The organism is Bacillus cereus, from assembly GCF_002567495.1.
Classification (GTDB): Bacteria; Bacillota; Bacilli; order Bacillales; family Bacillaceae_G; genus Bacillus_A; species Bacillus_A cereus_AQ.
The window spans coordinates 103,351-127,133 of record NZ_NVAP01000027.1 but is presented as its reverse complement, the minus strand read 5'-3'; the positions used below and the strand labels follow the sequence as shown (position 1 = coordinate 127,133).

Sequence of the window (23,783 nt, the reverse complement as noted above, 5' to 3'; positions counted from 1 at the left end):
CCAAAAATTTAAACTAATACATCAAAAGTAGTCACAAAAGAAGGACGAGAGAAAATACTCTTTTGCTGTTCTGCATGTGGATGCGCTTGAGCTTGTCCCTCTGCTTGTGCAGGACGTTTCTTATGAGCATTTTCGAATGAACGTGATTCTGTCCAGTCTTTAAAGTTTTGCTCTGTTTCCCACATCGTTAAGATGACATATGTATCGTTACTTAATGGGCGAAGAACGCGGATCGCTTGGAATCCTGGTTCGTTTTCGATAAGGCCTGCGCGGTTTTTAAAGCGGTTTTCAAATACTGGGCGACCTTCGTCTGTGACAGAAATGTTGTTACAAACGATATATCCAGGTTGTCCTTTAAATTCACCGACAGCATCTAGTACGTCATACTTAAGTGAGCCTTCTACAGATTCTTCTGTATTTTCTTTATAAAACATATTTTTTTCATCATTTTTTGCAGTGAAATGTGATTGTTCTAGAGGTGTTTCGTATGAAATAATAGCCTTCATTTTAATGCCCCCTTAATAGTTTGTTTCTATTATATCAACTCTCTTAAAAAACTTCGAAGATTATATACATAAAGATACTTCTTTTTCAAATAATAAATGTACCATCATTTGGAAAGAAGGACGATGTATGAAGAAAGTAAAGTGGACTTTATTAGGTGGCGTCGCAACGTTTGTAGTAGCGATTGTACTCTATAAACTTATCGTGTTAGCTGGTGGCTATATGATGGATGAAAAGCAGCTTGTTTTCCACTCTTCATCACGTATCGTTGACCAGAAAGGGAAAGAAATTACGAAATTATACGTAGAAAATAGAGAGCTCGTACCAGTCGAGCAAATACCGAAATATGTGCAGCAGGCGTTTGTTGCTGTGGAAGATTCTCGTTTTTATGAACATCAAGGAATTGATTATCCATCTATATTTCGGGCTCTTTATAAAGATACATTAGCTGGTGAAAAGGTAGAAGGCGGTAGTACCATTACGCAGCAACTCGCTAAAAATGTCTTTTTGACGCGTGAAAAAACATTTACGCGCAAATTGAAGGAAGTCGCAATTTCCCTTCAACTAGAGCAAAAATATACGAAGCAACAAATTCTTGAAATGTATATGAATCATATTTATTTTGGCCATGGAGCTTACGGTATTCAAGCGGCAGCAAAGTTGTATTTTAATAAAAATGTTGAGGATTTAACAGTAGAAGAAGGGGCAATGCTTGCAGGTCTTCCGAAGTCACCAAACGGATATTCACCGTACTATTCTGCAGAGAAGAGTAAGGAGCGCCGCGATCTCGTGTTGTCACTTATGCATAAACAAGGCTATTTGACTGCAGAAGAAAGCGTTCGTTATCAAGGGAAGACAATTGCTCTATATAAAAACTTAGATGAGAATGAGCTCGCATATATGCCGTATATTGATATGGTTATAGATGAAGCAGCTCGTTTATATGGGTTGTCTCATCAAGAAGTACTTCGCGGAGGATATACGTTTGTTGTACCGATGGATGAAAAAATTCAAAAGGTAGCGTATAACCAATTTCAAGATACAAGGAATTTTCCTGGGAAAGAAGAGGGGGCGCAAGGTGCATTTTTATTAATGGATAATCGTACGGGCGGGATCAAAGCGGCGATTGGTGGAAGAAAGTACGTCCCGAGAGGATTTAATCGTGTTTTTGCAAAAAGACAGCCAGGCTCTGTTTTAAAACCACTTATCGTTTATGCACCAGCACTAGAAACGAAAAAGTATAATCCATATTCTTTATTAACAAATGCAAGAAATTCTTTTGAAGGGTATGAACCTCGAAATTATAATCATCAGTATTCAAAAGAAATGACGATGTATGATGCGATTTTAGAGTCGGCAAACGTACCGGCAGTTTCTTTATTAAATGAGTTAGGGGTAGAAGAAGGGAAGCAATATTTAGAAAAAGGAAATGTCCATATTGCAGACGCTGGTTTAAGTACAGCGCTTGGCGGGCTAAAAAATGGCGTTTCAACATTTGATCTTGTAAAAATGTATCGTTCATTTTTAGCAAATGGCAATATTATTGAGCCGCACGTTATTGATAAAGTATTAAATAGACACGGTGCAGTCATTGGGGAATCGCCGAAAGTAGAAACGAAAATTTTCTCGAAGCAGACGGCATGGTATATGACGAAAATGTTAGAAGGAGTTGTGAAGGAAGGGACAGCGAGAGTTGGTGTATATAACGGTGCGTTAGCTGGGAAAACGGGTACAACTTCATTGCCAAATGACGATAAGGGAGCAAGAGATATGTGGTTCGTCGGCTATACACCGAACTTAGTAGGCGCTGTTTGGATTGGTTATGACCGCACGGATAAGGAGCATCAGTTACAAGGAGAAAGTGCATCTGCGACAAAATTGTTTAAGAAAATTTTAACGAAGGCTAATGTAGAACATAAAGAGAGGTTTATGAAGCCTGAAGGTGTGGAAACAATCGGTGCTCCGATTCGGCTGCGCAGAATTGAAGATGTAAAAATGAAACTATCATTTAGCCCTGTCGGTTTATTTAAAGCAAAATTAAGCTGGACGCCACTTCCAGATAACAGAATTATGTACCGAATCTATAGAGTGGAAAATGGAATTCATACGCATGTTAGCACTGTAAACGGTGCTGGAGAATATGAGGAAAAGTTCGTTAACATATTTTCAAAACCGAGCTTTTACGTTGTACCGTATAATACACAAACGAATCGCGAAGGAGAAAAGTCAAAAGTAGCTAAACCATAGTTTTTCTCTGTGTTATAATAAGAATGTTGCGAAAATGGTAAGCGTTTTTACGAATGTTTGTGTCAATTTAATGAACAACGTCCATAATATTATGCATTTTGTTTTTACAAGATGTATAGTAAAAAAAGATAAATATCGAACGTATTCGAAGCATTGGTAAGGAAGGGAGCAAGGGTCTTGGTAAGAACTATAAATGAGACATTTTTAAAAGCATGTAGGGGGGAACGTACAGAGTATGTGCCAGCATGGTATATGCGTCAAGCAGGTCGTTCACAGCCGGAATATAGAAAGATTAAAGAAAAGTATTCTTTATTTGAAATTACACACAATCCAGAGTTATGTGCTTACGTTACAAAATTGCCGGTTGATCAATATAACGTAGACGCAGCAATTCTTTATAAAGATATTATGTCACCACTACCTGCAATTGGTGTGGATGTAGAAATTAAATCAGGTATTGGCCCAGTTATTGATAACCCAATCCGTTCTTTACAAGACGTAGAAAAACTAGGGGAAATCAATCCGGAAGATGACGTACCGTACATACTAGATACAATTCGTTTATTAACGACAGAAATGTTAGACGTACCGTTAATCGGTTTTTCAGGAGCTCCATTTACATTAGCGAGCTATATGATTGAAGGGGGTCCATCTCGTAACTACCATAATACGAAAGCGTTCATGTATGCAGAGCCGAAAGCTTGGTTCGCTTTAATGGATAAGTTAGCAGATATGGTTATTACATATTTAAAAGCGCAAATTAACGCAGGAGCAAAAGCAGTTCAAATTTTCGATTCATGGGTTGGAACAGTAAATGTAGCAGATTACCGCGTATTTATTAAACCAGCAATGGAACGTATTTTTGCAGAAGTTCGCCCTATGGGTGTACCGATGATTATGCACGGCGTAGGAGCTGCACACTTAGTGAATGAGTGGCACGACTTACCGCTTGATGTAGTCGGTTTAGACTGGCGTTTACCAATTGAAGAAGCACGCGCACGCGGCGTTCATAAGGCGGTACAAGGAAATATGGACCCTTCGTTCTTACTTGCGCCATGGTCTGTTATTGAAGAGCATGTAAAAGGTATTTTGGATCAAGGGATGAAGCAGCCTGGTTATATCTTTAACTTAGGTCACGGTGTATTCCCAGAAGTAAATCCAGATACATTAAAACGTTTAACTACATTTATTCATGAATACTCTAAAGGGCAGTTAGCGAAGTAAAGGAGAATTGCTGTATGAAAAAGAAAATTGGTTTGCTTGTAATGGCATACGGAACGCCATATAAAGAAGAAGATATTGAACGTTACTATACACATATTCGCAGAGGAAGAAAACCAAGTCCTGAAATGCTGGAAGATTTAACAGAGCGTTACCGTGCAATTGGTGGTATTTCTCCTTTAGCTACTATTACATTAGAGCAAGCTAAGAAGTTAGAGAAGCGTTTAAATGAAGTGCAAGATGAAGTAGAGTACCATATGTATCTTGGCTTAAAACATATTGAACCGTTTATTGAAGATGCGGTGAAAGATATGCATAACGATGGAATACAAGATGCAATCGCACTTGTTCTTGCGCCTCACTATTCTACGTTTAGCGTGAAATCATACGTCGGACGAGCACAAGAAGAAGCTGAGAAACTTGGAAACTTAACAATTCACGGCATCGATAGTTGGTATAAAGAGCCGAAATTTATCCAGTACTGGGTTGATGCAGTGAAAGGTATATATAACGGCATGTCAGACGCAGAGCGTGAAAAAGCAGTACTAATCGTATCTGCACACAGCCTACCAGAGAAAATTATTGCAATGGGCGATCCATATCCAGATCAATTAAATGAAACAGCTGATTACATCGCGCGTGGCGCTGAAGTAGCAAACTATGCAGTTGGCTGGCAAAGTGCAGGAAACACACCAGATCCTTGGATTGGTCCAGATGTACAAGATTTAACGAGAGAACTAAATGAAAAGCACGGATACAGTTCATTCGTATATGCACCAGTTGGATTTGTTGCTGAACATTTAGAAGTTTTATATGACAACGACTTTGAGTGTAAAGTTGTAACGGATGAAATTGGCGCGAAATATTATCGTCCAGAAATGCCAAATGCATCGGACGCATTTATTGATTGCTTAACAGATGTTGTATTAAAGAAAAAAGAATCTGTACTGTAAGAAGAAAGGGGGAGCCTGCTTGAGGAAAAAAGTTGTGATCGTCGGCGGAGGCATCACTGGATTAACAGCAATGTATAACTTACAAAAAAATATTCATGAAAAAAACTTGCCGATTGATACATTACTTATAGAAGCATCGGGTAAACTTGGCGGAAAAATTCAAACCGTTCGAAAAAATGGATTTACAATTGAACGCGGACCAGATTCTTTCTTAGCACGAAAAGAAAGTGCAGCTAGATTAGTGAGAGAATTAGGTCTTGGCGATGAAATTGTAGAAAATACGACTGGTCAATCATTTATCCTCGTAAACAATCGGTTACATAAAATGCCGAGCGGATCAATGATGGGAATTCCAACGCAAATTACTCCGTTTCTATTTTCCGGGTTATTCTCCCCAATTGGTAAATTAAGAGCTGGTTTTGATCTGTTAATGCCGAGATCAAAGCCAGTATCTGACCAATCACTCGGGCAGTTTTTCAGACATCGCCTCGGAAATGAAGTGGTTGAAAACTTAATCGAACCATTACTATCGGGTATTTATGCAGGGGATATTGATGAAATGAGCTTAATGTCAACATTCCCGCAAATGTATCAAATTGAGCAGAAGCATCGTAGTATTTCGCTCGGTATGCGTACGCTCGCTCCGAAAAAAGAGAAAGCTGAACCGAAAAAGGGAATCTTCCAAACAGTGAAAACAGGTTTAGAATCTATCGTAGAATCTCTCGAAGCAAAGATGCATGAAGGTACGATAATAAAGGGAACCCGCATCGAAAAAGTTGCAAAACAGGGTGATGACTATACGATTACTCTTAGTAATGGAAAAGAAATAGAAGCGGACGCCATCGTAGTGGCAACTTCGCATAAAGTATTGCCGTCCATGTTTGCTCAGTACAAGCAGTTTCGTTTCTTCCGTAACATTCCAGCCACATCCGTTGCGAATGTGGCACTTGCTTTCCAAAAATCCGCAATCCAGCGCGATATTGATGGTACAGGATTTGTCGTATCACGAAATAGTGATTACACGATTACAGCATGTACATGGACGCATAAAAAATGGCCACATACAACGCCAGAAGGAAAGACACTCCTTCGCTGTTACGTTGGGCGTGCTGGTGATGAAGCGGTTGTAGAACAAACTGAAGAAGAACTCGTGGAGCTTGTACTAGAAGATTTACAAAAGACGATGGACATTACAGAGGATCCAGAGTTTACAATCGTAAGTCGCTGGAAAGAAGCGATGCCTCAATATACTGTAGGCCATAACGAGCGAATGAAGAAGCTTACAACATTTATGGAGAAAGAGTTGCCAGGTGTATACTTGGCAGGTAGCTCCTATGCTGGTGCTGGACTTCCAGACTGTATTGATCAAGGTGAGTTGGCAGCGAAACGTGTGCTGGCACATATTGAAAAAATAGTAAAATGTGAACGAGAAGCTTTAAATGTATAAAAGACTCCTACTTCCTTAATGAAGTGGGAGTTTTTTATTGGAAAATAGGTGTTTGTACTGTCCATATTCCATCTGTTTTTAACGTAAGTAATTTTTTGTTTTAAACTTATAGCTGAGATTAATTTTTTGTAAAACTTGTCGAAACATAGTTCTATATAGCGAATCATTTGTTATGATAGAAATGCTGAGAAAATATGAAATAGGGAGAGGAAAATGGCTGTGAAGAAATTGTTAAGTATCTTTTTATCATTCTTGCTATTGCTTTCATTTACTGGAACTTTAGCGCAAGCAGAAGAAACTGCTTCTATGTCAGTAGAAAAAGCAATTCAAGTATTTAAGCAGCAAGGGAAAGCGAAGGGGATTGTGGAAGGGTATATTGTCGGATATACGCAAAGTTCTTCTAAATACACGAAGGATCCAGCTAAGTTTGATGATACAAACGTAGCAATTGCAGATTCACCAAACGAAATGAATCCAGACAAAATCATGCCTGTTCAGTTGCCAAAAGGTGATGTGAGAACGGCAGTGAATGTAAAAGATCATCCTGAAAATATCGGGAAGAAAGTTAGCTTGACTGGGACTCTTGAATTATATTTTAGTAACCCAGGTTTAAAATCAGTAACAGCTTATAAGTTTCAAGGTGAAGGACAAAACCGTGTTAGCGATGTAGTAGCTTCACCGAACGGTGGGGAAGTTGCTAAAGGAACAGCGGTAACATTAACGACGAATACAGAAGGAGCAACAATCTACTATACGTTAGATGGCTCTAATCCTACAAATAAAAGTGTTCGTTATAATGGACAAATTGTAGTGAATGAAAATAGTGTAGTGAAGGCAATCGCAGAAAAAGAAGGGCTTACTTCTTCAGCGATTTCGACATTTTCATTTATTATCGTAAATAATGAACCAGTTCGTATTCATGATATTCAAGGAAAATCACATATGTCTCCTTACAACGGGAAGAAAGTAAACAATGTGGAAGGCGTTGTCACAGCGCTTGATAAAAATGGCTTTTATATAGAAGATAATCAGCCAGATAATGATCCAGCTACTTCAGAAGGTATTTACGTATATAAAAAAGATGCGAATGTAGCAGCAGGAGATCTTATTCAAGTTGATGGAGTAGTAGAAGAATATGTTGGACCTGGATATGCAGAAAGGTTTGACACCGACTTAACAACGACAGAAATTAAGGCGAGTCGCGTTGCTGTAATCGCAAAAGATCAAACTTTACCAGCGCCGATTGTACTTGGAAAAAATGGTGTGAAAATCCCTGATCAAATTATCGATAATGATGCATTCGGTTTATTTGATCCAAATGAAGATGCAATCGACTTTTATGAAAGTATAGAAGGTATGCGCGTTACAATGCCAACGCCAAAAATTATTGCACCTCAGAAAAATGGGAATTTATATGTAACAGTAGAAAATGGCGGAAATAAAGTCGTAACGAAATATGGCACACCTTTGTTAGATGAAAATCAATTAAACCCAGAGCGTCTTTCTGTAAAAGTACCTCGCGATTATGTAGCAAAAGTAGGAGATACTTTCACTGGAGATATAACAGGGGTAGTCGGATATGATTACGGTTCGTTCCGCATTTCGCCAATAACGGAATTACCATCTGTAGTAGACGGCGGATTTAAGCAAGTAGGGGCGAATATTCAGCCTCGTCTTGATAAGTTAACGGTTGCTACATATAACATTGAAAACTTCTCAGCGAATAAAAAAGAAACAACAGATGAAAAAGTAAAAGCGTTAGCGTACTCTATTAAATACAACTTAAAAATGCCAGATATTATCGGTGTAGAGGAAATGCAAGATAATAATGGAACGCTTAATGACGGTACAACAGATGCTTCATTAAGCGCAAAACGTATCATTGATGCAGTTCTAGAGATTCGTGGACCGAAGTATGAGTATGTAGAAGTTGCTCCAAACAACAATCAAGACGGAGGAGCACCAGGAGCGAATATTCGCGTCGGTTTCTTCTATAATCCATCACGCGTGAAATTAGCGACGTTACCGAAGTTACTTGATAAAAATGTTGTTCGTATTGGGGACGAAAATCCATTATTTGAAAGTACACGTAAACCGTTAGCGGCAGAATTTACGTTCCAAGGACAAAACGTTGTTGTCGTTGCAAATCACTTAAACTCAAAACTAGGAGATGCAACGCCATTTGGAAAAGTGCAACCGATCGTATTAAAGAGTGAGGAAAAACGAATTCAATTAGCACAAGAAGTAAATCATTTCGTGCAAGGAATTCAGAAAAAGAATACGAATGCACCAGTTGTTGTATTAGGTGATATGAACGATTTCGAATTCTCTAAACCACTAAAAGCACTAGAGGGAACAATCTTAAAAGATATGTTAAACACAGTGCCGAAAGAGAATCGTTACACGTACATTCACGAAGGAAATGCACAAGTGTTAGATCATATTTTAGTAACAAACAACATCGCACCGCACACAATTGTAGATCCAGTGCACTTAAACTCAAACATTATGAAAGAGCACGGACGTGTAAGTGACCACGACCCAGTACTTGCTCAAATTGATTTGAAGAAGGCTTCTTAAAGTGAGAGAACGCTTAGGTAACTAAGCGTTCTTTTTTGTTTTTGCATCTTCATACAATTATAAAGAGGGGATTCCTTTTTTTGTAATCTGACGATATAATTAATTGAATATTTAGTCTTTAGGAGGGCGACGATGCAGGCGCAAATTAATGGGAAATTTATGAATCAACTAGCGATTTTTTTTAGTACGATCGTCATGCTTCAGTTTGTAGCTGATATAACAGGACTTACAAGTAATCTAGATATTACGTATAACTTAATACATACAGCAACTTCTTATATAACTTTTAGCTTGGCGGTTATTTTCACTTTAATAGGTGCAAGAAGAGAATTAAGTAAATATGCAATTATTTTATTATGTTCAGTTGTAGGTATTAAAGCGATTTATTTTGCAGTGTTCGTTATTTTATGGGGATTGGCTGGTACACCGTAAGTGAATAGTAAATAAAACCCTAATTTCCAGTATAGTAAGGAAATTAGGGTTTTATTATACTTGAAATGCTTTTCGACACCGATCTCTTTTTTGCAATCTTCTTCTATATTTCTTTTTATCGCGCTTTACTCCTTGTATGTACATGAATAAGCTAACGAGAAGGAAGAAAGCGCATTGCATCGTTAAAATATACGGTGACATGCCGTGCAATGGTTGTTTTGGGTCATATAAATGAAAAGGCGCTCCGCCTATTGTAGGGAATATTGTATTTAGCAGGACGTATGGAATGGAGGCAACTGCAAATGGGAAGAGAATCGCCATATAGTCCTTTTGTGACCACGCAGATGCAGCAAGTCCTAAAAGGGCCATTAAACCTGCAAATAAAAAATTAATTCCGATATATACAGTAATGTAAGTGAGAGGGGATTCGTAATATAAGTTTGCAAACATCCCATTATCATTTATAATGCCTGAACCAGCCGTCGGTTCTCCGTCTGGTATAGTTAATTTGCAAAATAATAATGATAAGATGAATGGAAATGTATAAAGAAATCCGCCACAAAAGAATGTAACGATATATTTCGTTACTGAATAAGGGAACAAAGAAATCCCTTTACTTACAAACGGTTTAAAACCATCTGACTTATCCGAATTGTAACTTGTACTAAAGGGGAAACTCGCAATAACTGGCATTAATAATAAATAAACATCCATTTCATTGTTGCGAAATCCGATCCATTTTATATCTGTTGATATAGGACCATTCGCAGCGTCTCCTAAATAACGAATTACATAATAATAATGATAAACGGAAATAAGAACGAATCCACTAAACATAATAATTAAAGAAACACGATTACAAAAAGCTTGCTTTATATTTAAACGAAGCGCACGCATCATGACTAAAAAAGCCTCCACTATTTTGATAAACTTGTCTATTTTCTATATTACTATTAATTGTAAACATTTTCTTGTTTTTTTATTTGATTATTTGAAAAAGAGGAATTTTGTTGTTGTGAAGTAAGGTTTAACTGAAATTATTTTTTCTAAAATATGGTTGACAATCAAGTATTACGTTTGTAATCTTAATTGTAGATTACAAACGTAATACAGAGGAGTGAAATATACGATGACAAATCAATTACCTAAAATATCTGAAGCGGAATTAGAAATTATGAAAGTACTTTGGTCGAGCTCTCCACAAACAGCGAATGAAATTATAGAAGAACTGGAAGATGCAATGGACTGGAAACCGAAAACAATCCGCACATTAATTAACCGGTTAGTACAAAAAGAAGCCGTTTCTTACCACCAAGATAAAGGGCGTATGTACGCGTATTATCCGCTAGTATCACAAGATAATTATTTGCAAGTTGAAACGAAATCTTTGCTAAAGCGTTTTTGCGGCGCGGCGTTTAAGCCATTACTTGTTAATTTTTTAAAAGAGGAAAAATTGTCTTCAGAAGATATTAATGAACTAAAACGCATTTTAGATGAGAAGACAGAGGAGAATAAGAGGAAGGATCGATAAAAATGATAGATACGCTTATAAATGTATACCTTCCTCATTTTTTTGATTGGCTTATAGAAACGTCACTTATGGCCAGCATATTAGTTGGATTTATTTTATGTATAAAAATTCTATTTAGAAATAAGTTAACGCCCCGGTGGCAATATATGCTGTGGATCATATTAATGATAAGACTCCTTTTGCCATGGTCACCAGACAGCTCTTATAGCATTTATTCATTACTTTCTTACAGTTCTAGCGTATCGGAAGTTATTCCAAAAAATATGCCTTCTACTGAGAATATAGTGAACATAGAAAGCGATCGTAAAGTGGAATTGGAATCAAATTCTAAAATGGTGACAAAAACTAGCGAACCGGAAGTAAAAGTCAGTTCGGAAAAACAGACTATATTTTCTTTATACAAACTTGCTTTGTATGTTTGGCTAGCTGGGGTAATCATATTAGCAGCCATCACGTTTCTTACAAATAGACGTTTATATTCTTACATAAAGAAACAACCGGATATTACAGATGAACAGGTCGCTACAGTGTTTAATCGCTGTAAGCAATCTATGAAAATGAAGAAGGCAGTTTCGTTACGTCTAGCGGGAAAGATTGCGAGCCCAACTGTGTTTAGTTTCTTTCGTCCGAAAGTATTACTATCAAAAAAACATATGAAAGTATTAAATGAACAACAATTACAATATGTCTTTTACCATGAGTTAGCTCATATTAAGAGAAACGATGTAGCTGTAAATTGGATTATGTACAGTTTAATCCTATTAAATTGGTTCAATCCGATTCTTTGGTACGCCTATTTTTGTATGCGAGAAGATCAAGAATTAGCCTGTGATGCATATGCACTTACTTTTATAGATAAAGAGGAGCAAATTGCATACGGTCATACAATTATTACCCTTTTAGAACACTATTCCTATCAAGCACCAAGCCTAGCAAATTTAAGTAGAAATAAACGAACACTAAAAAGGAGAATTGTTATGATTAAAAAGTTTCAAAAGAAATCGTATCGTCTTTCTTTACTTGGATTTATTGTTATAGTTGCTATAGCATCCCTTTCTTTATTCAACGCACGCGCAACGGAAGGGAAAGAAAAGCAAGAGGATAAAGTAGAGCAGTCAAAGGATGCTTTCCAAAATGCTATAGATATGCTGTATGGTACAGAAGAAAATGCGAAAAAAGAATATCATTATTCAGCAAGAGTGTATGAACAAAAGACAGATTATATATATTTAGCTGAAAAGGCTTTAACAAAAGATGAATTCCAGCAGTACATAAAATTATCTAAAGAAATTATTAATATACAGAAAAAAGGGGCTCCGAGAGATTCTGACTACGAGTCAACATTTTTTAGAGAAGAGCGTTTATCAAAAGCCGATCGTGACAAATTATATGCACTTTATGATCAAGCAAAACCATTTGATGACAAAGTATACGAATCTTTAAATTACACGGTAAAGGAAGCACAGCAACATGTGGATTTTCAAATTAAGAAGCCGACGTACACAATTGAAGGATACAATCTGAAGAATGAAAATGTAAGTTATTTTATTAAGAGAAGACCTGAATTAATTATTAATTTAGAATATAAAAACGGAAAAGGAAATTATGCAATTTCTCAATCACAAGTTTTTGGGGAAAGCAAAGACACATTTAGCCACCAATTTATCTTGCCTGAAAATATTGAACAGTACGAATTAGAAGGGAATCAAATATTCTACGCTACTGATCACTCGGATAGTAATTTACAAGGTATGAAGATGATTGTTCCAGCAAAAGGGAAAGATAGTGCATATCAAATTGTCATTATTAATCATAGTTTAGAGAAGCAAGGAGAAGCAGTATTTGATAAGAATGTAAATAAAGAAGAGTTAGAGAAGGTTATGCTTTCTATGTTGAAATAATAAAAAGGTGTTCTTAAGATGTATATCTCAAGAACACCTTTTCCTTTTCTCTTTTCTTCTGATAAACTATGGACAGTATGATATACACTGACTGAAATTTTTTATACTGGAAATAATAAAAAAAGAGAACTTGTATAGAATGTAAGCGTGTGGTAATATCAAAGATGTACTGATTGACTATATTATCCAATTGGTCATTTTTGGAGGTGATGATGTGGCAATAGATCGAAAACGTTCTATTATTGAGGCTGCAACAAAGTCTTTTTCAGCGTTCGGTTATAAAGCAACAACGATGGATCAAGTAGCGAAGTTAGCGAATGTAGGAAAAGGAACGATTTATACTTTTTTCAAAAATAAAGAAGAGCTATTTGGTGAAATTATTTCTAATTTAATTACAGAAATGAAGCAAGTTGCAGAAAGTGCAATTCGTTCAGATGTTTCATTTTTTGAAAATGTACATAGAGCATTATATAGCATCTTGGAATTTAGAAAAGAACATCAGCTCATGATTAAATTAATTCAAGAAGAGCGCGATATGGGAACGAAAGAAGTACAAGAAGTCATGCAACAAGTTGATGTGGAAATCGTTTCTGTTATTCAATCGTATTTAAAGATTGCGATTGAAAAAGGTGAAATTAGCAAATGTGATCCAGAAATTACAGCATTTATTATGCTTCGTCTATACGTATCGCTTATTTTTGATTGGGAAAAAAATCATGAACCGCTAGAAAAAGAAAAAATTGCAGAGTTATTTGAACTGTATTTACTAAAAGGATTGTCAAACTAAGATAATCCTTTTAATTTTATAAAAAAATGACCAAATGAACAATGTGGTCATATATTTAATTTAAGGGGGGATATAGAAAAAGTATAATCAAAATGAGAAAAAGTTGCATAGTAATAAATTCGGGGATAAGGCATATGTATGAACAAGTATAGCCTTTTTGTTTGGGTAAAAATGACCGCATGAACGTTTTGGTCATTTTATAAAAGGGGGAGAAATTATGAAAGGGAATCAGTTACTTCGTAAAGAGTTCACGGAAATTATAAAAAGTAAAAAAATATTAATTCCAATTATCGCGGTTTTATTCGTACCGATTTTATATGCGGGGATGTTTTTGTGGGCCTTTTGGGATCCGTATAAACAGTTAGATGACTTACCAGTTGCAGTAGTCAATTTAGATAAAGGCGCAGTATTTGATGGGAAACCAATTGAGGTTGGAAAAGGGCTCGTTGATAATTTAAAAGATAATAAAAGTTTTAAATGGGAGTTCGTAAGTGAAAAAGAAGCGAAGAAAGGAATGGAAGGTAGAAAGTATTACATGTTGGTTCGTATTCCTGCTGACTTCTCAAGTAACGCTACAACGTTACTAAAAGACAATCCAAAGCCATTAAACTTAGAGTACATTCCAAACGAAAGTTTAAACTTCTTATCTTCACAAATTGGCGGAACAGCCATTGAAAAAATTAAAAGTGAAGTATCAAGCACGTTAACGAAAACATATGCAGAAAAAATGTTTGATTCCATTAAAGACGTCTCAAAAGGATTAGCAGATGGAGCAGAAGGGGCAAGTAAACTACACGACGGATCAAGTGAATTGCATGATGGTTCAAGTAAAGTGACGGACGGTCTTCATACGCTTCAAGGGAAGTCTGGGGAGATGAAGGATGGAGTTCAGAAATTAGCAGACGGATCTAATAAATTAATAGATGGCTCCGGAAAAGTGACAGCGGGTTTAAATACGTTAAATAGTAAAACAGGTGAGATGCAGACAGGTATAGGGAAATTGCAAGATGGCTCCGGAAAAGTAACAGGCGGTTTAAATACGTTAAATAGCAAAACGGGTGAATTGCGTGATGGATCTGAGAAAGTGACTGGTGGCTTGAACAAACTAGTAAGTAAATCCGGCGAATTACAAACAGGAACAACTAATCTATCAAATGGTATGGGAAAACTTGTTGAAGGGCAAAGTCAATTAGAGAAAGGTTCTCAAGCGATTCAAAAGGGATTGCAAGACTTAAATAGTAATGTACAAAAGTCTGCTGCAGGATTAGAGGAAATGCAGGCGAAAGTTCCTTCTATATTAAATACAGTAAATGAGAAAATAGATGGAGCTGGGGCGAATGTAAATCGGTTAAATGAACTTACACAATCAACAGCAGGAGATGCCAAAAATGCAGCACAAGAGGTAGCGAATTTACAAAAGCAAATTGAAAGTTTACCGAAAGAATATCAAGAGCAGTTACAACCATTCATAACAAGTGCTGTAAAAAGTACAGAGACAGTTCAGCAAAAAGCTGCCGGAGTAGCAGGTGGAACAAATAAATTAAATGAACAAGTAAAACAATTAAAAGGCGAAATAGATCAAAAAACAAGTGGATTGCAAAATAAATTACCAAATTCAGAAGGAGTAAAAACTCTAGCAGATGGTATTGAGAAACTAACAAATGCTCAAAATGAATTTGTTAGTAAGTTTTATGGATTTGGTGAGGGATTAGATAATGCAAAAATAGGTGCCGATAAATTAAAAGATGGATCAGTTCAATTAATTGATGGAGTAACGCAATTACAAAGCGGATCAGGAAAGGTGACAGCAGGATTAGGTCAATTATCTGCAGGAGTAAATCAATTAGTAGATGGCTCAAGCCAAGTAACCGGCGGTTTGGGTACATTATCTGTAGGAACAAGCCAAATGACAGGTGGCATAACGCAATTAGCAGACGGTTCAAGCCAAGTAACAATTGGCTTAGGTACTTTAAATGGTGGCTTAAATAAAATGTCAACGGGCTCAACCCAGCTAATCGACGGCGTAAATAAACTAGCAAACGGATCAGGAAAAGTAACTGATGGACTAGTGAAAGTAAACGATGGTTCAGGTGAACTTGCTGAGAAACTTGGTGAAGGGGCAGAGAAAACTGGGGAAGTGAAAGGGACAGATAAAACGTATGATATGTTTGCAAGTCCTGTAAAAGTGAAGACAGAGAAAATGGCGGAAGTTCCTAACTACGGAACTGGATTTACGCCGTATTTCTTATCACTCGGTTTATTTGTTGGGGCATTATTATTATCTATCGTATACCCATTACGTGATACAGTAGGCGTTCCAAAATCAGGATTTAGCTGGTTTATTAGTAAGTTCGGTGTTTTATTATCAGTCGGTATTATTCAAGCGATAGTAGCAGATGTCATATTACTGTTCGGATTGGGTGTAGAAGTACAAAGCATTCCATACTTCATACTCTTTAGCATCATTACAAGTTTAGCGTTTATTGCATTAATTCAATGTTTAGTAACAGCATTCGGTGATGCAGGGCGTTTTATCGCCATCATAACATTAATTATACAGCTTACAACAAGTGCTGGAACATTCCCACTAGAGTTGATTCCGAAGTTTTTACAACCATTTCATGCTTGGTTACCGATGACATACTCTGTATCAGGATTTAAAGCAGTCGTATCAAGTGGAGACTTTAACTTCATGTGGCAAAACATAGGAATACTCATGATTTTTATCGTTGTATTATCACTTGGAACGATCGTTTCCTTAACTTTGATGCACAAACGAAAATTTAAAAATGTGGTTGAAAATCAATCGGTTGAAGCGTAGAAAAAAGCATCTTTTTGGTGCTTTTTTCTTTTAATAGAGGGCATCTTCTCCTTAGTTCATCTATAAATCTTTCTAAAAGCTATAGAAACGAAAGAAAAGGAATTACAACAATTTACAGAGAAACATAGGGTAGAGGAGCTGATATGATGAGAGGAAATCTTACTTATTATTTTATCGTAAATCCGCTAATAATCTTTCTTGTTTATGCCCTTTCACCTATCTTGTTTCATAAAGAAAAATATACAAGTATGAAAGATGCAATAGGGATACTTGTATTTTACTATGTGTTAATTAGTGGATATTACTTTATTGATATTTTAAGTGAAAGAATAAAGAAAAACGGTAAAGAAAAATAATAAAGTTGTATTACATAAAAGCTGATGGAGGATAACAAAATGACCGAAAGCGAAATGAAATTTAGGGATACGACCATTCGTAACTTTTTTGATAAAGAGAATCGTTTAAAATCGATTCCAGGTCAAAAGAAGAAAAAACTAGTATTGTTAGAGCATTTAGTTAGCAAGTTAAATGCTGAAAATCAATATACAGAAAAAGAAATTAATACATTCATAAAGCAATATCATGATGATTTTTGTACGATTAGACGCGAATTTATTGTGCATGGATTTATGGACAGAGATGATAATATGTACCGTATAAACGTGAGAGAAGTGTGGACGAAGTGGGAGGAGTTAAAATAATGAATCAGTGAGGGGGGATCCCCACTGATTATAAGTCTGTGCTAGTCTTGCTGTTTCTTTGTAGTAAGTCTATGAACGCTTCAACATTCGAACTTGTAATGTATCCAAGCGTTATATATTCATCTTCATAGTAAAATATTATTTTTTTGTCAAAGATTCTTCTCTTCGTTTCTATGGATAGAATTTTTTCATAATCAAATTCGGCAATGAATGTGTTTTTATATTGGCTAAAAAAGAGAAGTCTTTGATTAGTAGCAAGTAACATGCCAGGATAAGGCACATTATGTGTAATTATATAGGCAGTAAGTGAACAATTTAAAGTAGATACAATAACTTCGTCTTTATGTAATAGTTGTTTTGCAGCTGTTAAGATTGGATTCATTGCATACATTCCTTTTATTTTGATGTATGAATATTGTATCAAGAGTAAAAAGATTCTCAATATGTAATATTGCATATTGGGCGTTTTATAGTTTTAATATTATTTTTTAAAAGAAAAAGTACGAGGTGATTCAGTGATACGATTAGCAAAAGAGAGTGATGCAGAAGCAATAATGAATATTAGAAAAGAAATTATATTATCGGAAACTACTACAAAGTTTTTCATAGTATCTCCAAAGAAATTACCAAATGATATTGATGTAGAAAGAGAAAAGGTACGGAAAAGCAATGAGAAAGGTAATCTTTACATCGTGTATGAAATAGATAGTAAGGTAGTCGGCTTTTTACTCTTTAATCGATATGAACTAGAAAGGTTACGACATGCAGGCACAATGGGAATGGGGATTAAAGAGGCGTACTGCAATCAAGGCATTGGTACGAAGTTAATTGAATTTCTTATTAGTTGGGCTAAAGAGCAGAAAGATTTAGAGAAAATTTGCTTAGGCGTAGTTTCTGTTAATGATAGGGCGATTAAGGTGTACAAACGTATGGGATTTGTAGAAGAAGGCAGACAACGAAAGCAAATAAAGTATGAAGATGGGTCATATGGAGATGATGTATTGATGGGGTTTTATATTGAATAAAGGAGATATGGTATTAAGGAAATGAATATACCTGCTGTAAGTTGTTAAAAGCAGTATATTTCCCTTCCCATTAAACAGACTTTTACCTATGTATAATATCAATATAGTAAAATCATAAGAACCTGTATTGCAGTTTCCAATAATATACTATATAATCAATTTAAGAAAACGTTTTCATGCAAAGGGGGAGAATTTCGTGTCGACTATAGAGGACGTGGCGAAATTAGCGGGGTTATCAAGAACAACGGTTTCTAGGGTGATTAATAATCATCCATATGTTTCAGATGAGAAGAAAAAAAGGGTACAATTAGCAATGAAGCATTTAGGCTTCGTTCCTAATTCTGCGGCGAGAAGGCTTCGTAAACAAAAGACGGAAACAATTGCGGTGCTCGTTCCAAGGATTACAAATCCTTTCTTCAGTAGATTTATCGAAGCAATCGAGATTGCTGCTTCTGAACATAAATATAAACTGATTATTTGTCAAACAAGATATTTACCAGAAAAAGAGATGGAGTATTTACAATTATTATCTACGAAACAAGTAGATGGGATTATTCTATGTTCACTAGAAAATCCGTGGGAAGATGTAGAGCCATACTTACAGCACGGTCCAATCGTGTTATGTAATGAATATATTGAGGAAGCAAATATTCCAACAGTGAAGTTTGATCATGCGCAAGGAGCATACATAGCTGCGAAGCATGTGTTAGATCAAGGGTATCGTAATCTTATTTTTTGCCGTGGTAACGAAACCAAATTAGTTAGTCAGCAGCGAAAAATGGGCTTTTTACGTGCAATAACTGAGAAGAGCCGCCAAGTAGAAGCGATTGATTTTCTTGAAAACGCTTTCTCTTGGGAGGATGGAAAACGAATATTCCATGAAGTATTAAAGGACAAAAAAAATCCTACCGCGATTTTGGCAGGAGGCGATGAGGTAGCAGCTGGAATTATCTCAGAGGCGAAGCACCATAACTTGAGCATTCCAGATGATCTCGCTGTTATCGGTTTTGATAATCAAATATTATCGCAGATTACAGAACCAGGTATTACGACAATTGAACAGCCAATTGATGAAATGGCCCGAAAAGTTGTCGACCTGATGATGGATAAAATCCATACGAAAAATTATCGAAAAAAAGAATTGTATGAGTTTGAACTGGAGCTCTTGGTGAAAGGTTCAACGATGAAGGATAAGATGTTATTAGCCTAGTAGACTATGTCTGCTAGGTTTTTTTACGTTCACAAACTACTATTCTTCGTGAACGCAATCGTCACATTTGTTATGGTATGCTTCGTGTTGCTCATCAATTTCTTTCCCGCAGTGTGCACAAGTTTTCGTCGGTAAATTTCTGAAAAACTCCATTGGTTGATCGATCATGTCAATCCCTCCATTTCCATTTCTTACTATCATTGTATTAGTACAAAAAATAAAAGTCAACAACTGTTTTATAACAAAATTGAAAATTAATGAAAAAGTTTAGGAAATGGATTATAGTTAACAATGTAGGATGTAAGTAAAAAACTTTCTTAAGTACGGAGAAAAACTGCATTCCTACTCGGTTTTAGAAAGGATGGATACATATGAAAATGACTGTTGTCGGCTTTTGGGGCGGCTTTCCAGAAGCGGGAGAAGCAACGTCGGGGTATTTGTTTGAACACGATGGTTTTCGTTTACTTGTAGACTGTGGTAGTCGTGTACTAGCACAGCTTCAAAAATATATAACACCATCTGATATAGATGCAGTTGTACTGTCACACTATCATCACGATCATGTTGCAGACATTGGGGTATTGCAATATGCGAGATTAATTATGAGCGGGGCGAAGGGACAACTACCGGAATTACCAATATACGGTCATACGTTTGATGAGAATGGATTCAATTCTTTAACGCATGAACCACATACGAAAGGAATCGCGTACAATCCAGAAGAAACACTTCAAATTGGACCGTTCTCCATTTCATTCTTAAAAACTGTTCATCCTGTTACATGCTTTGCGATGCGTATTACAGCAGGTAGTGACGCTGTAGTATACAGCGCTGATTCAAGTTATATTCCTGAATTCATTCCATTCACGGAAGATGCTGATCTTTTCATTTGTGAGTGTAATATGTATGCACATCAAGAAGCTGCAAAAGCAGGGCATATGAATAGTACAGAAGTAGCAAGTATTGCAAAAGATGCGAATGTAAAAGAACTTTTATTAACGCACTTACCGCATACAGGCAACACATCTGATTTAGTAACAGAAGCAAAACAAATTTTCAGTGGCCATATTACGCTAGCGCATAGTGGTTACGTTTGGAATTCATGAGGTGATACGATGTTATTTATTGATAATAAAGGGATTACAGATCCTACGATAAACTTAGCAATTGAAGAATATTGTGTGAAGAATCTAGATATTAACGAAACATATTTACTGTTCTACATTAATGAGCCTTCGATTATTATTGGTAAAAACCAAAACACAGTAGAAGAAATTAATGCAGATTACGTAAAAGAACAAGGTATTCATGTTGTTCGTCGTCTATCAGGCGGAGGCGCAGTATATCATGATTTAGGAAACTTAAACTTCAGCTTTATCACGAAAGATGATGGAGATAGTTTTAGCAACTTCAAAAAATTCACAGAGCCTGTAACGAAAGCACTTGGTAAATTAGGCGTAAATGCAGAACTAAGTGGTCGTAACGATATTTTAGTTGAAGGAAGAAAAATTTCAGGTAACGCACAGTTCTCAACGAAAGGTCGTATGTTCAGTCACGGTACGTTACTATTTGATTCTGAAATCGATCACGTTGTATCAGCATTAAAAGTAAAAATGGATAAGATTCAATCAAAAGGAATTAAATCAATCCGTAGCCGCGTTGCGAATATTACAGAGTTCTTAAACGAAAAAATGACGACAGAAGAGTTTAGACAACTTCTTCTAGAAACAATTTTCGAAGGTGAAACAGAAATTCCAACGTACGAATTAACAGAAGAGGATTGGAAAGAAATCTACAAACTTTCTGAAGAACGCTACCGCAATTGGGACTGGAACTACGGAAAATCTCCGAAGTTCAACTTACAACATTCACACCGTTTCCCAGTTGGACAAGTGGACGTTCGTCTTGAAGTGAAAAAAGGAACAGTAACAGAATGCAAAATTTACGGTGACTTCTTCGGTTCATTAGACGTTCATGACATTGAAGAACGTCTAACAGGCGTACAGTTTGATAAAGATGCATTCACTGCAGCTTTAGAAGGCGTAGATATCGCACGCTACTTCGGTAATATTACAACAGAAGATTTCTTACATTTATTCTTCTAAAAATAAGGGAGGCTGCCATAAAGGCAGCCTCATTCTTTTTGTAGTTTTGTCGATACAATTCCATTTACCACAAAATGTATACTTACAGGACATCTGCCTCTTATAAAGGAATATATATATGAAAAGGAGGCGAATCGATATGAAAAGGGTTATACACATTGTAATATTGCTTGGATTCGTCATTGGGATTGCAGCGTGTAACAGTGAAACTTCCTCAAGTCGTACCCTTTTATCTATCGGAAAGCCAGCGCGGGATAATGTTATATATTATACGCATACAGATAACAAACGAAAGATACATGATATACAAGACATGTTTCAAAATAAGAAGTGGAAAAGAAATGAAACATTCAGCACTGTTAATAAAACACCAGATGTCGTCTTATCAATAGATGAAAACAACAAAGGGTTACCGACGTTATATGTTACCGTGTATTTTCATGAAAATGGAGCGGGCGTTTTGAATTTGTATGGGGAGTATACGAACTTAAATAAAGAGGAACTTGAAAAGCTTAGAGAAAAGATAAGTGCATATTATCCTAAAATGATTTTGGCCCACGTTTCATAATTTGCGGGTGAATAAATTCACCTTATCCTTCCAAAGTAAACTAAGAGGAGGTGATTCGTGTATATGCAGTTAATAGAATATCACTTGCCACTTTAATTTTCTTTTAATATAATTAATTTAGAATTTTTAAATATTCTAAATTTTATAAAGGTGGGGTTTTTGTGAATCTCGTTCAATCTTTGGCTGAAACGGCAAAAAAGAAGGGGGATAAACCGGCTTATATATTTATGGATCAGTCGGTCTCATATGACCAATTAAACAAAATGGTCACAAGGTTTTCTAGCAATTTAGCAGAAATGGGCATTGGAAAAGGGGACAATGTCGCATTAGTTGTTGGGAACTCACCACATTTTTTGGTCGGTTTATACGGAACAATGAAAGCTGGAGCAACTGTTATTCCAGTTAATCCAATTTATACAGCAGACGAAATGCATTACATTTTACAAAATGGAGATGTAAAAACAATCATCGTACTCGACGTCCTTCTACCTGTTATACAATCTCTTACAACAAGACTTCCTTCATTAGAAAACATCATCATATGCGAAACCTCATCAGATTTTAACCATACAGAAACCAAAAAAATGAAAACGTTTACTAGTTTTGTGGGGGCTGGAGATTTACAATACGAAGGCCCTGAACTAGATGAAGAAGATGTAGCAGTTATCCTATACACTTCAGGTACAACTGGAAAACCAAAAGGCGCTATGTTAACACATAAAAATTTATATAGTAATGCGAATGATGTTGCGTCTTATTTACAATTTACTGCTGATGACCGCGTCGTTGCGGCACTACCAATGTTCCATGTATTCTGTTTAACAGTTGCGGTAAATGCACCGATTGTGAACGGAGCAACGATTTTAATGTTACCGAAATTTAGTCCGAAAGAAGTATTCCGGATTTGTCGCACGTACGAACCAACGATTTTTGCTGGTGTACCGACGATGTACAATTATTTATATTTATTTGAAGAAGCAAGCGCAGAAGATGTGAAGACGCTTCGCCTTTGTATTTCCGGTGGTGCATCTATGCCTGTTGCCCTTCTGCAAAACTTTGAAAAACGTTTTAACGTTATTGTTTCAGAAGGATACGGTTTATCAGAAGCATCACCAGTTACTTGTTTCAATCCGCTAGATCGTCCACGTAAACCAGGATCAATTGGTACAAATATTTGGCATGTAGAAAATAAAATTGTGAATGAACTTGGGGAAGAAGTACCTGTCGGCGCAGTCGGTGAATTAATTGTTCGCGGACCTAACGTTATGAAAGGGTACTATAATGCACCAGAAGATACAGCTGCGACGTTAAAAGATGGCTGGCTATATACAGGTGACTTAGCAAAAATGGATGAAGAAGGTTACTTCTACATCGTTGATCGTAAAAAAGATATCGTCTTAGTTGGCGGTTATAACGTATATCCTCGTGAAGTAGAAGAAGTATTATATACGCACGAATCTGTGGCTGAAGTTGTTGTAATCGGTGTCCCGGATGAAAACTTAGGAGAAGCCGTACGAGCTTACGTCGTTTTGAAGCAAACGAACGTAACAGAAGAAGAACTAATGCATTACTGCACGTTACATTTAGCGAAATATAAAGTGCCGAAAAGCATTGAGTTTTTAATAGAATTGCCGAAGAATACGACGGGTAAATTGTTAAGAAGAGCATTGAGAGAGAAAGCGATGCAAGTGTAAAAATGAGGCAACCATCTTTGAAGGTGGTTGCCTCATTTTTTTGTGTATTGATTAAG

22 protein-coding genes are annotated in these 23,783 nt (G+C 36.3%); 18 read left to right on the top strand and 4 right to left on the bottom strand.

Annotated elements, in window-relative coordinates; translation table 11 throughout:
- Positions 1 to 8: 8 nt before the first annotated feature.
- The gene (gene hmoB, locus COK05_RS13350) at positions 9 to 506 is read right to left on the bottom strand and encodes a heme-degrading monooxygenase HmoB (protein ID WP_098612939.1); all 498 of its coding nucleotides are present in this window, start codon (positions 504 to 506) and stop codon (positions 9 to 11) included.
- 127 nt (positions 507 to 633) lie between these two features.
- On the opposite strand from hmoB, the gene COK05_RS13345 reads away from it, so the two are divergent.
- The 6 genes from COK05_RS13345 to COK05_RS13315 all read left to right on the top strand — a co-directional run bounded on the left by COK05_RS13345 (position 634) and on the right by COK05_RS13315 (position 9,384).
- The gene (locus COK05_RS13345; RefSeq protein WP_098612938.1) at positions 634 to 2,751 is read left to right on the top strand and encodes a transglycosylase domain-containing protein; all 2,118 of its coding nucleotides are present in this window, start codon (positions 634 to 636) and stop codon (positions 2,749 to 2,751) included.
- Between the two features lie 177 nt (positions 2,752 to 2,928).
- Entirely contained in the window at positions 2,929 to 3,975 is a 1,047-nt protein-coding gene (gene hemE, locus COK05_RS13340; RefSeq protein ID WP_098612937.1) for a uroporphyrinogen decarboxylase, read from the top strand.
- A gap of 14 nt (positions 3,976 to 3,989) precedes the next feature.
- On the top strand, positions 3,990 to 4,925 hold the full coding sequence (gene hemH / locus COK05_RS13335) for a ferrochelatase (protein WP_098612936.1): 936 nt from the start codon (positions 3,990 to 3,992) through the stop codon (positions 4,923 to 4,925).
- A 19-nt stretch (positions 4,926 to 4,944) separates the two neighbouring features.
- Positions 4,945 to 6,372 (top strand): protoporphyrinogen oxidase, encoded by a 1,428-nt coding sequence (hemY, locus tag COK05_RS13330; RefSeq protein WP_098612935.1) that lies wholly within the window; start codon positions 4,945 to 4,947, stop codon positions 6,370 to 6,372.
- 213 nt (positions 6,373 to 6,585) lie between these two features.
- Positions 6,586 to 8,952 carry a DUF6359 domain-containing protein gene (locus tag COK05_RS13320; protein WP_098612934.1) on the top strand — a complete coding sequence of 789 codons (2,367 nt, stop codon included), beginning with the start codon at positions 6,586 to 6,588 and terminating at the stop codon, positions 8,950 to 8,952.
- 132 nt (positions 8,953 to 9,084) lie between these two features.
- Entirely contained in the window at positions 9,085 to 9,384 is a 300-nt protein-coding gene (locus COK05_RS13315; protein ID WP_141539077.1) for a hypothetical protein, read from the top strand.
- A gap of 54 nt (positions 9,385 to 9,438) precedes the next feature.
- Here the strand turns inward: COK05_RS13315 and COK05_RS13310 are convergent, their stop codons facing one another.
- Positions 9,439 to 10,284: a hypothetical protein gene (locus tag COK05_RS13310; RefSeq protein ID WP_098612933.1), complete on the bottom strand. Its 846-nt coding sequence runs from the start codon at positions 10,282 to 10,284 to the stop codon at positions 9,439 to 9,441.
- Positions 10,285 to 10,513: 229 nt separating this feature from the next.
- On the opposite strand from COK05_RS13310, the gene COK05_RS13305 reads away from it, so the two are divergent.
- The 6 genes from COK05_RS13305 (at position 10,514) to COK05_RS13280 (ending at position 17,125) form a co-directional block, all read left to right on the top strand.
- Complete coding sequence (locus tag COK05_RS13305; protein ID WP_000184509.1) at positions 10,514 to 10,915, top strand: BlaI/MecI/CopY family transcriptional regulator; 402 nt, start codon at positions 10,514 to 10,516, stop codon at positions 10,913 to 10,915.
- A 2-nt stretch (positions 10,916 to 10,917) separates the two neighbouring features.
- Positions 10,918 to 12,816 carry a M56 family metallopeptidase gene (locus COK05_RS13300; RefSeq protein WP_098612932.1) on the top strand — a complete coding sequence of 633 codons (1,899 nt, stop codon included), beginning with the start codon at positions 10,918 to 10,920 and terminating at the stop codon, positions 12,814 to 12,816.
- Positions 12,817 to 13,030: 214 nt separating this feature from the next.
- Entirely contained in the window at positions 13,031 to 13,603 is a 573-nt protein-coding gene (locus COK05_RS13295; protein ID WP_000963381.1) for a TetR/AcrR family transcriptional regulator, read from the top strand.
- 217 nt (positions 13,604 to 13,820) lie between these two features.
- Complete coding sequence (locus COK05_RS13290; RefSeq protein WP_098612931.1) at positions 13,821 to 16,424, top strand: YhgE/Pip domain-containing protein; 2,604 nt, start codon at positions 13,821 to 13,823, stop codon at positions 16,422 to 16,424.
- Positions 16,425 to 16,567: 143 nt separating this feature from the next.
- Positions 16,568 to 16,780, top strand: a complete 213-nt coding sequence (locus COK05_RS13285; RefSeq protein WP_098612930.1) for a hypothetical protein — start codon at positions 16,568 to 16,570, stop codon at positions 16,778 to 16,780.
- 39 nt (positions 16,781 to 16,819) lie between these two features.
- Positions 16,820 to 17,125, top strand: a complete 306-nt coding sequence (locus COK05_RS13280) for a DUF2087 domain-containing protein (protein ID WP_141539076.1) — start codon at positions 16,820 to 16,822, stop codon at positions 17,123 to 17,125.
- Positions 17,126 to 17,153: 28 nt separating this feature from the next.
- On the opposite strand, the gene COK05_RS13275 is transcribed toward COK05_RS13280, so the two are convergent.
- The gene (locus COK05_RS13275; protein ID WP_098612928.1) at positions 17,154 to 17,507 is read right to left on the bottom strand and encodes a PH domain-containing protein; all 354 of its coding nucleotides are present in this window, start codon (positions 17,505 to 17,507) and stop codon (positions 17,154 to 17,156) included.
- Between the two features lie 133 nt (positions 17,508 to 17,640).
- On the opposite strand from COK05_RS13275, the gene COK05_RS13270 reads away from it, so the two are divergent.
- Together COK05_RS13270 and COK05_RS13265 are read left to right on the top strand one after the other, a co-directional pair.
- Positions 17,641 to 18,150, top strand: coding sequence for a GNAT family N-acetyltransferase (locus tag COK05_RS13270; RefSeq protein ID WP_098612927.1), 510 nt, complete (start codon positions 17,641 to 17,643; stop codon positions 18,148 to 18,150).
- 196 nt (positions 18,151 to 18,346) lie between these two features.
- Complete coding sequence (locus COK05_RS13265; protein WP_016082566.1) at positions 18,347 to 19,360, top strand: LacI family DNA-binding transcriptional regulator; 1,014 nt, start codon at positions 18,347 to 18,349, stop codon at positions 19,358 to 19,360.
- 39 nt (positions 19,361 to 19,399) lie between these two features.
- Here the strand turns inward: COK05_RS13265 and yhfH are convergent, their stop codons facing one another.
- Positions 19,400 to 19,528 (bottom strand): protein YhfH, encoded by a 129-nt coding sequence (gene yhfH / locus COK05_RS13260; protein ID WP_000567010.1) that lies wholly within the window; start codon positions 19,526 to 19,528, stop codon positions 19,400 to 19,402.
- A gap of 203 nt (positions 19,529 to 19,731) precedes the next feature.
- On the opposite strand from yhfH, the gene COK05_RS13255 reads away from it, so the two are divergent.
- The 4 genes from COK05_RS13255 (at position 19,732) to COK05_RS13240 (ending at position 23,727) form a co-directional block, all read left to right on the top strand.
- Positions 19,732 to 20,466: an MBL fold metallo-hydrolase gene (locus COK05_RS13255; protein ID WP_098612926.1), complete on the top strand. Its 735-nt coding sequence runs from the start codon at positions 19,732 to 19,734 to the stop codon at positions 20,464 to 20,466.
- Between the two features lie 9 nt (positions 20,467 to 20,475).
- The gene (locus COK05_RS13250; RefSeq protein WP_098612925.1) at positions 20,476 to 21,465 is read left to right on the top strand and encodes a lipoate--protein ligase; all 990 of its coding nucleotides are present in this window, start codon (positions 20,476 to 20,478) and stop codon (positions 21,463 to 21,465) included.
- A 139-nt stretch (positions 21,466 to 21,604) separates the two neighbouring features.
- Positions 21,605 to 22,033 carry a hypothetical protein gene (locus COK05_RS13245; RefSeq protein ID WP_098612924.1) on the top strand — a complete coding sequence of 143 codons (429 nt, stop codon included), beginning with the start codon at positions 21,605 to 21,607 and terminating at the stop codon, positions 22,031 to 22,033.
- Between the two features lie 161 nt (positions 22,034 to 22,194).
- Positions 22,195 to 23,727 (top strand): fatty acid--CoA ligase family protein, encoded by a 1,533-nt coding sequence (locus COK05_RS13240; protein ID WP_098612923.1) that lies wholly within the window; start codon positions 22,195 to 22,197, stop codon positions 23,725 to 23,727.
- Positions 23,728 to 23,783: the final 56 nt, after the last annotated feature.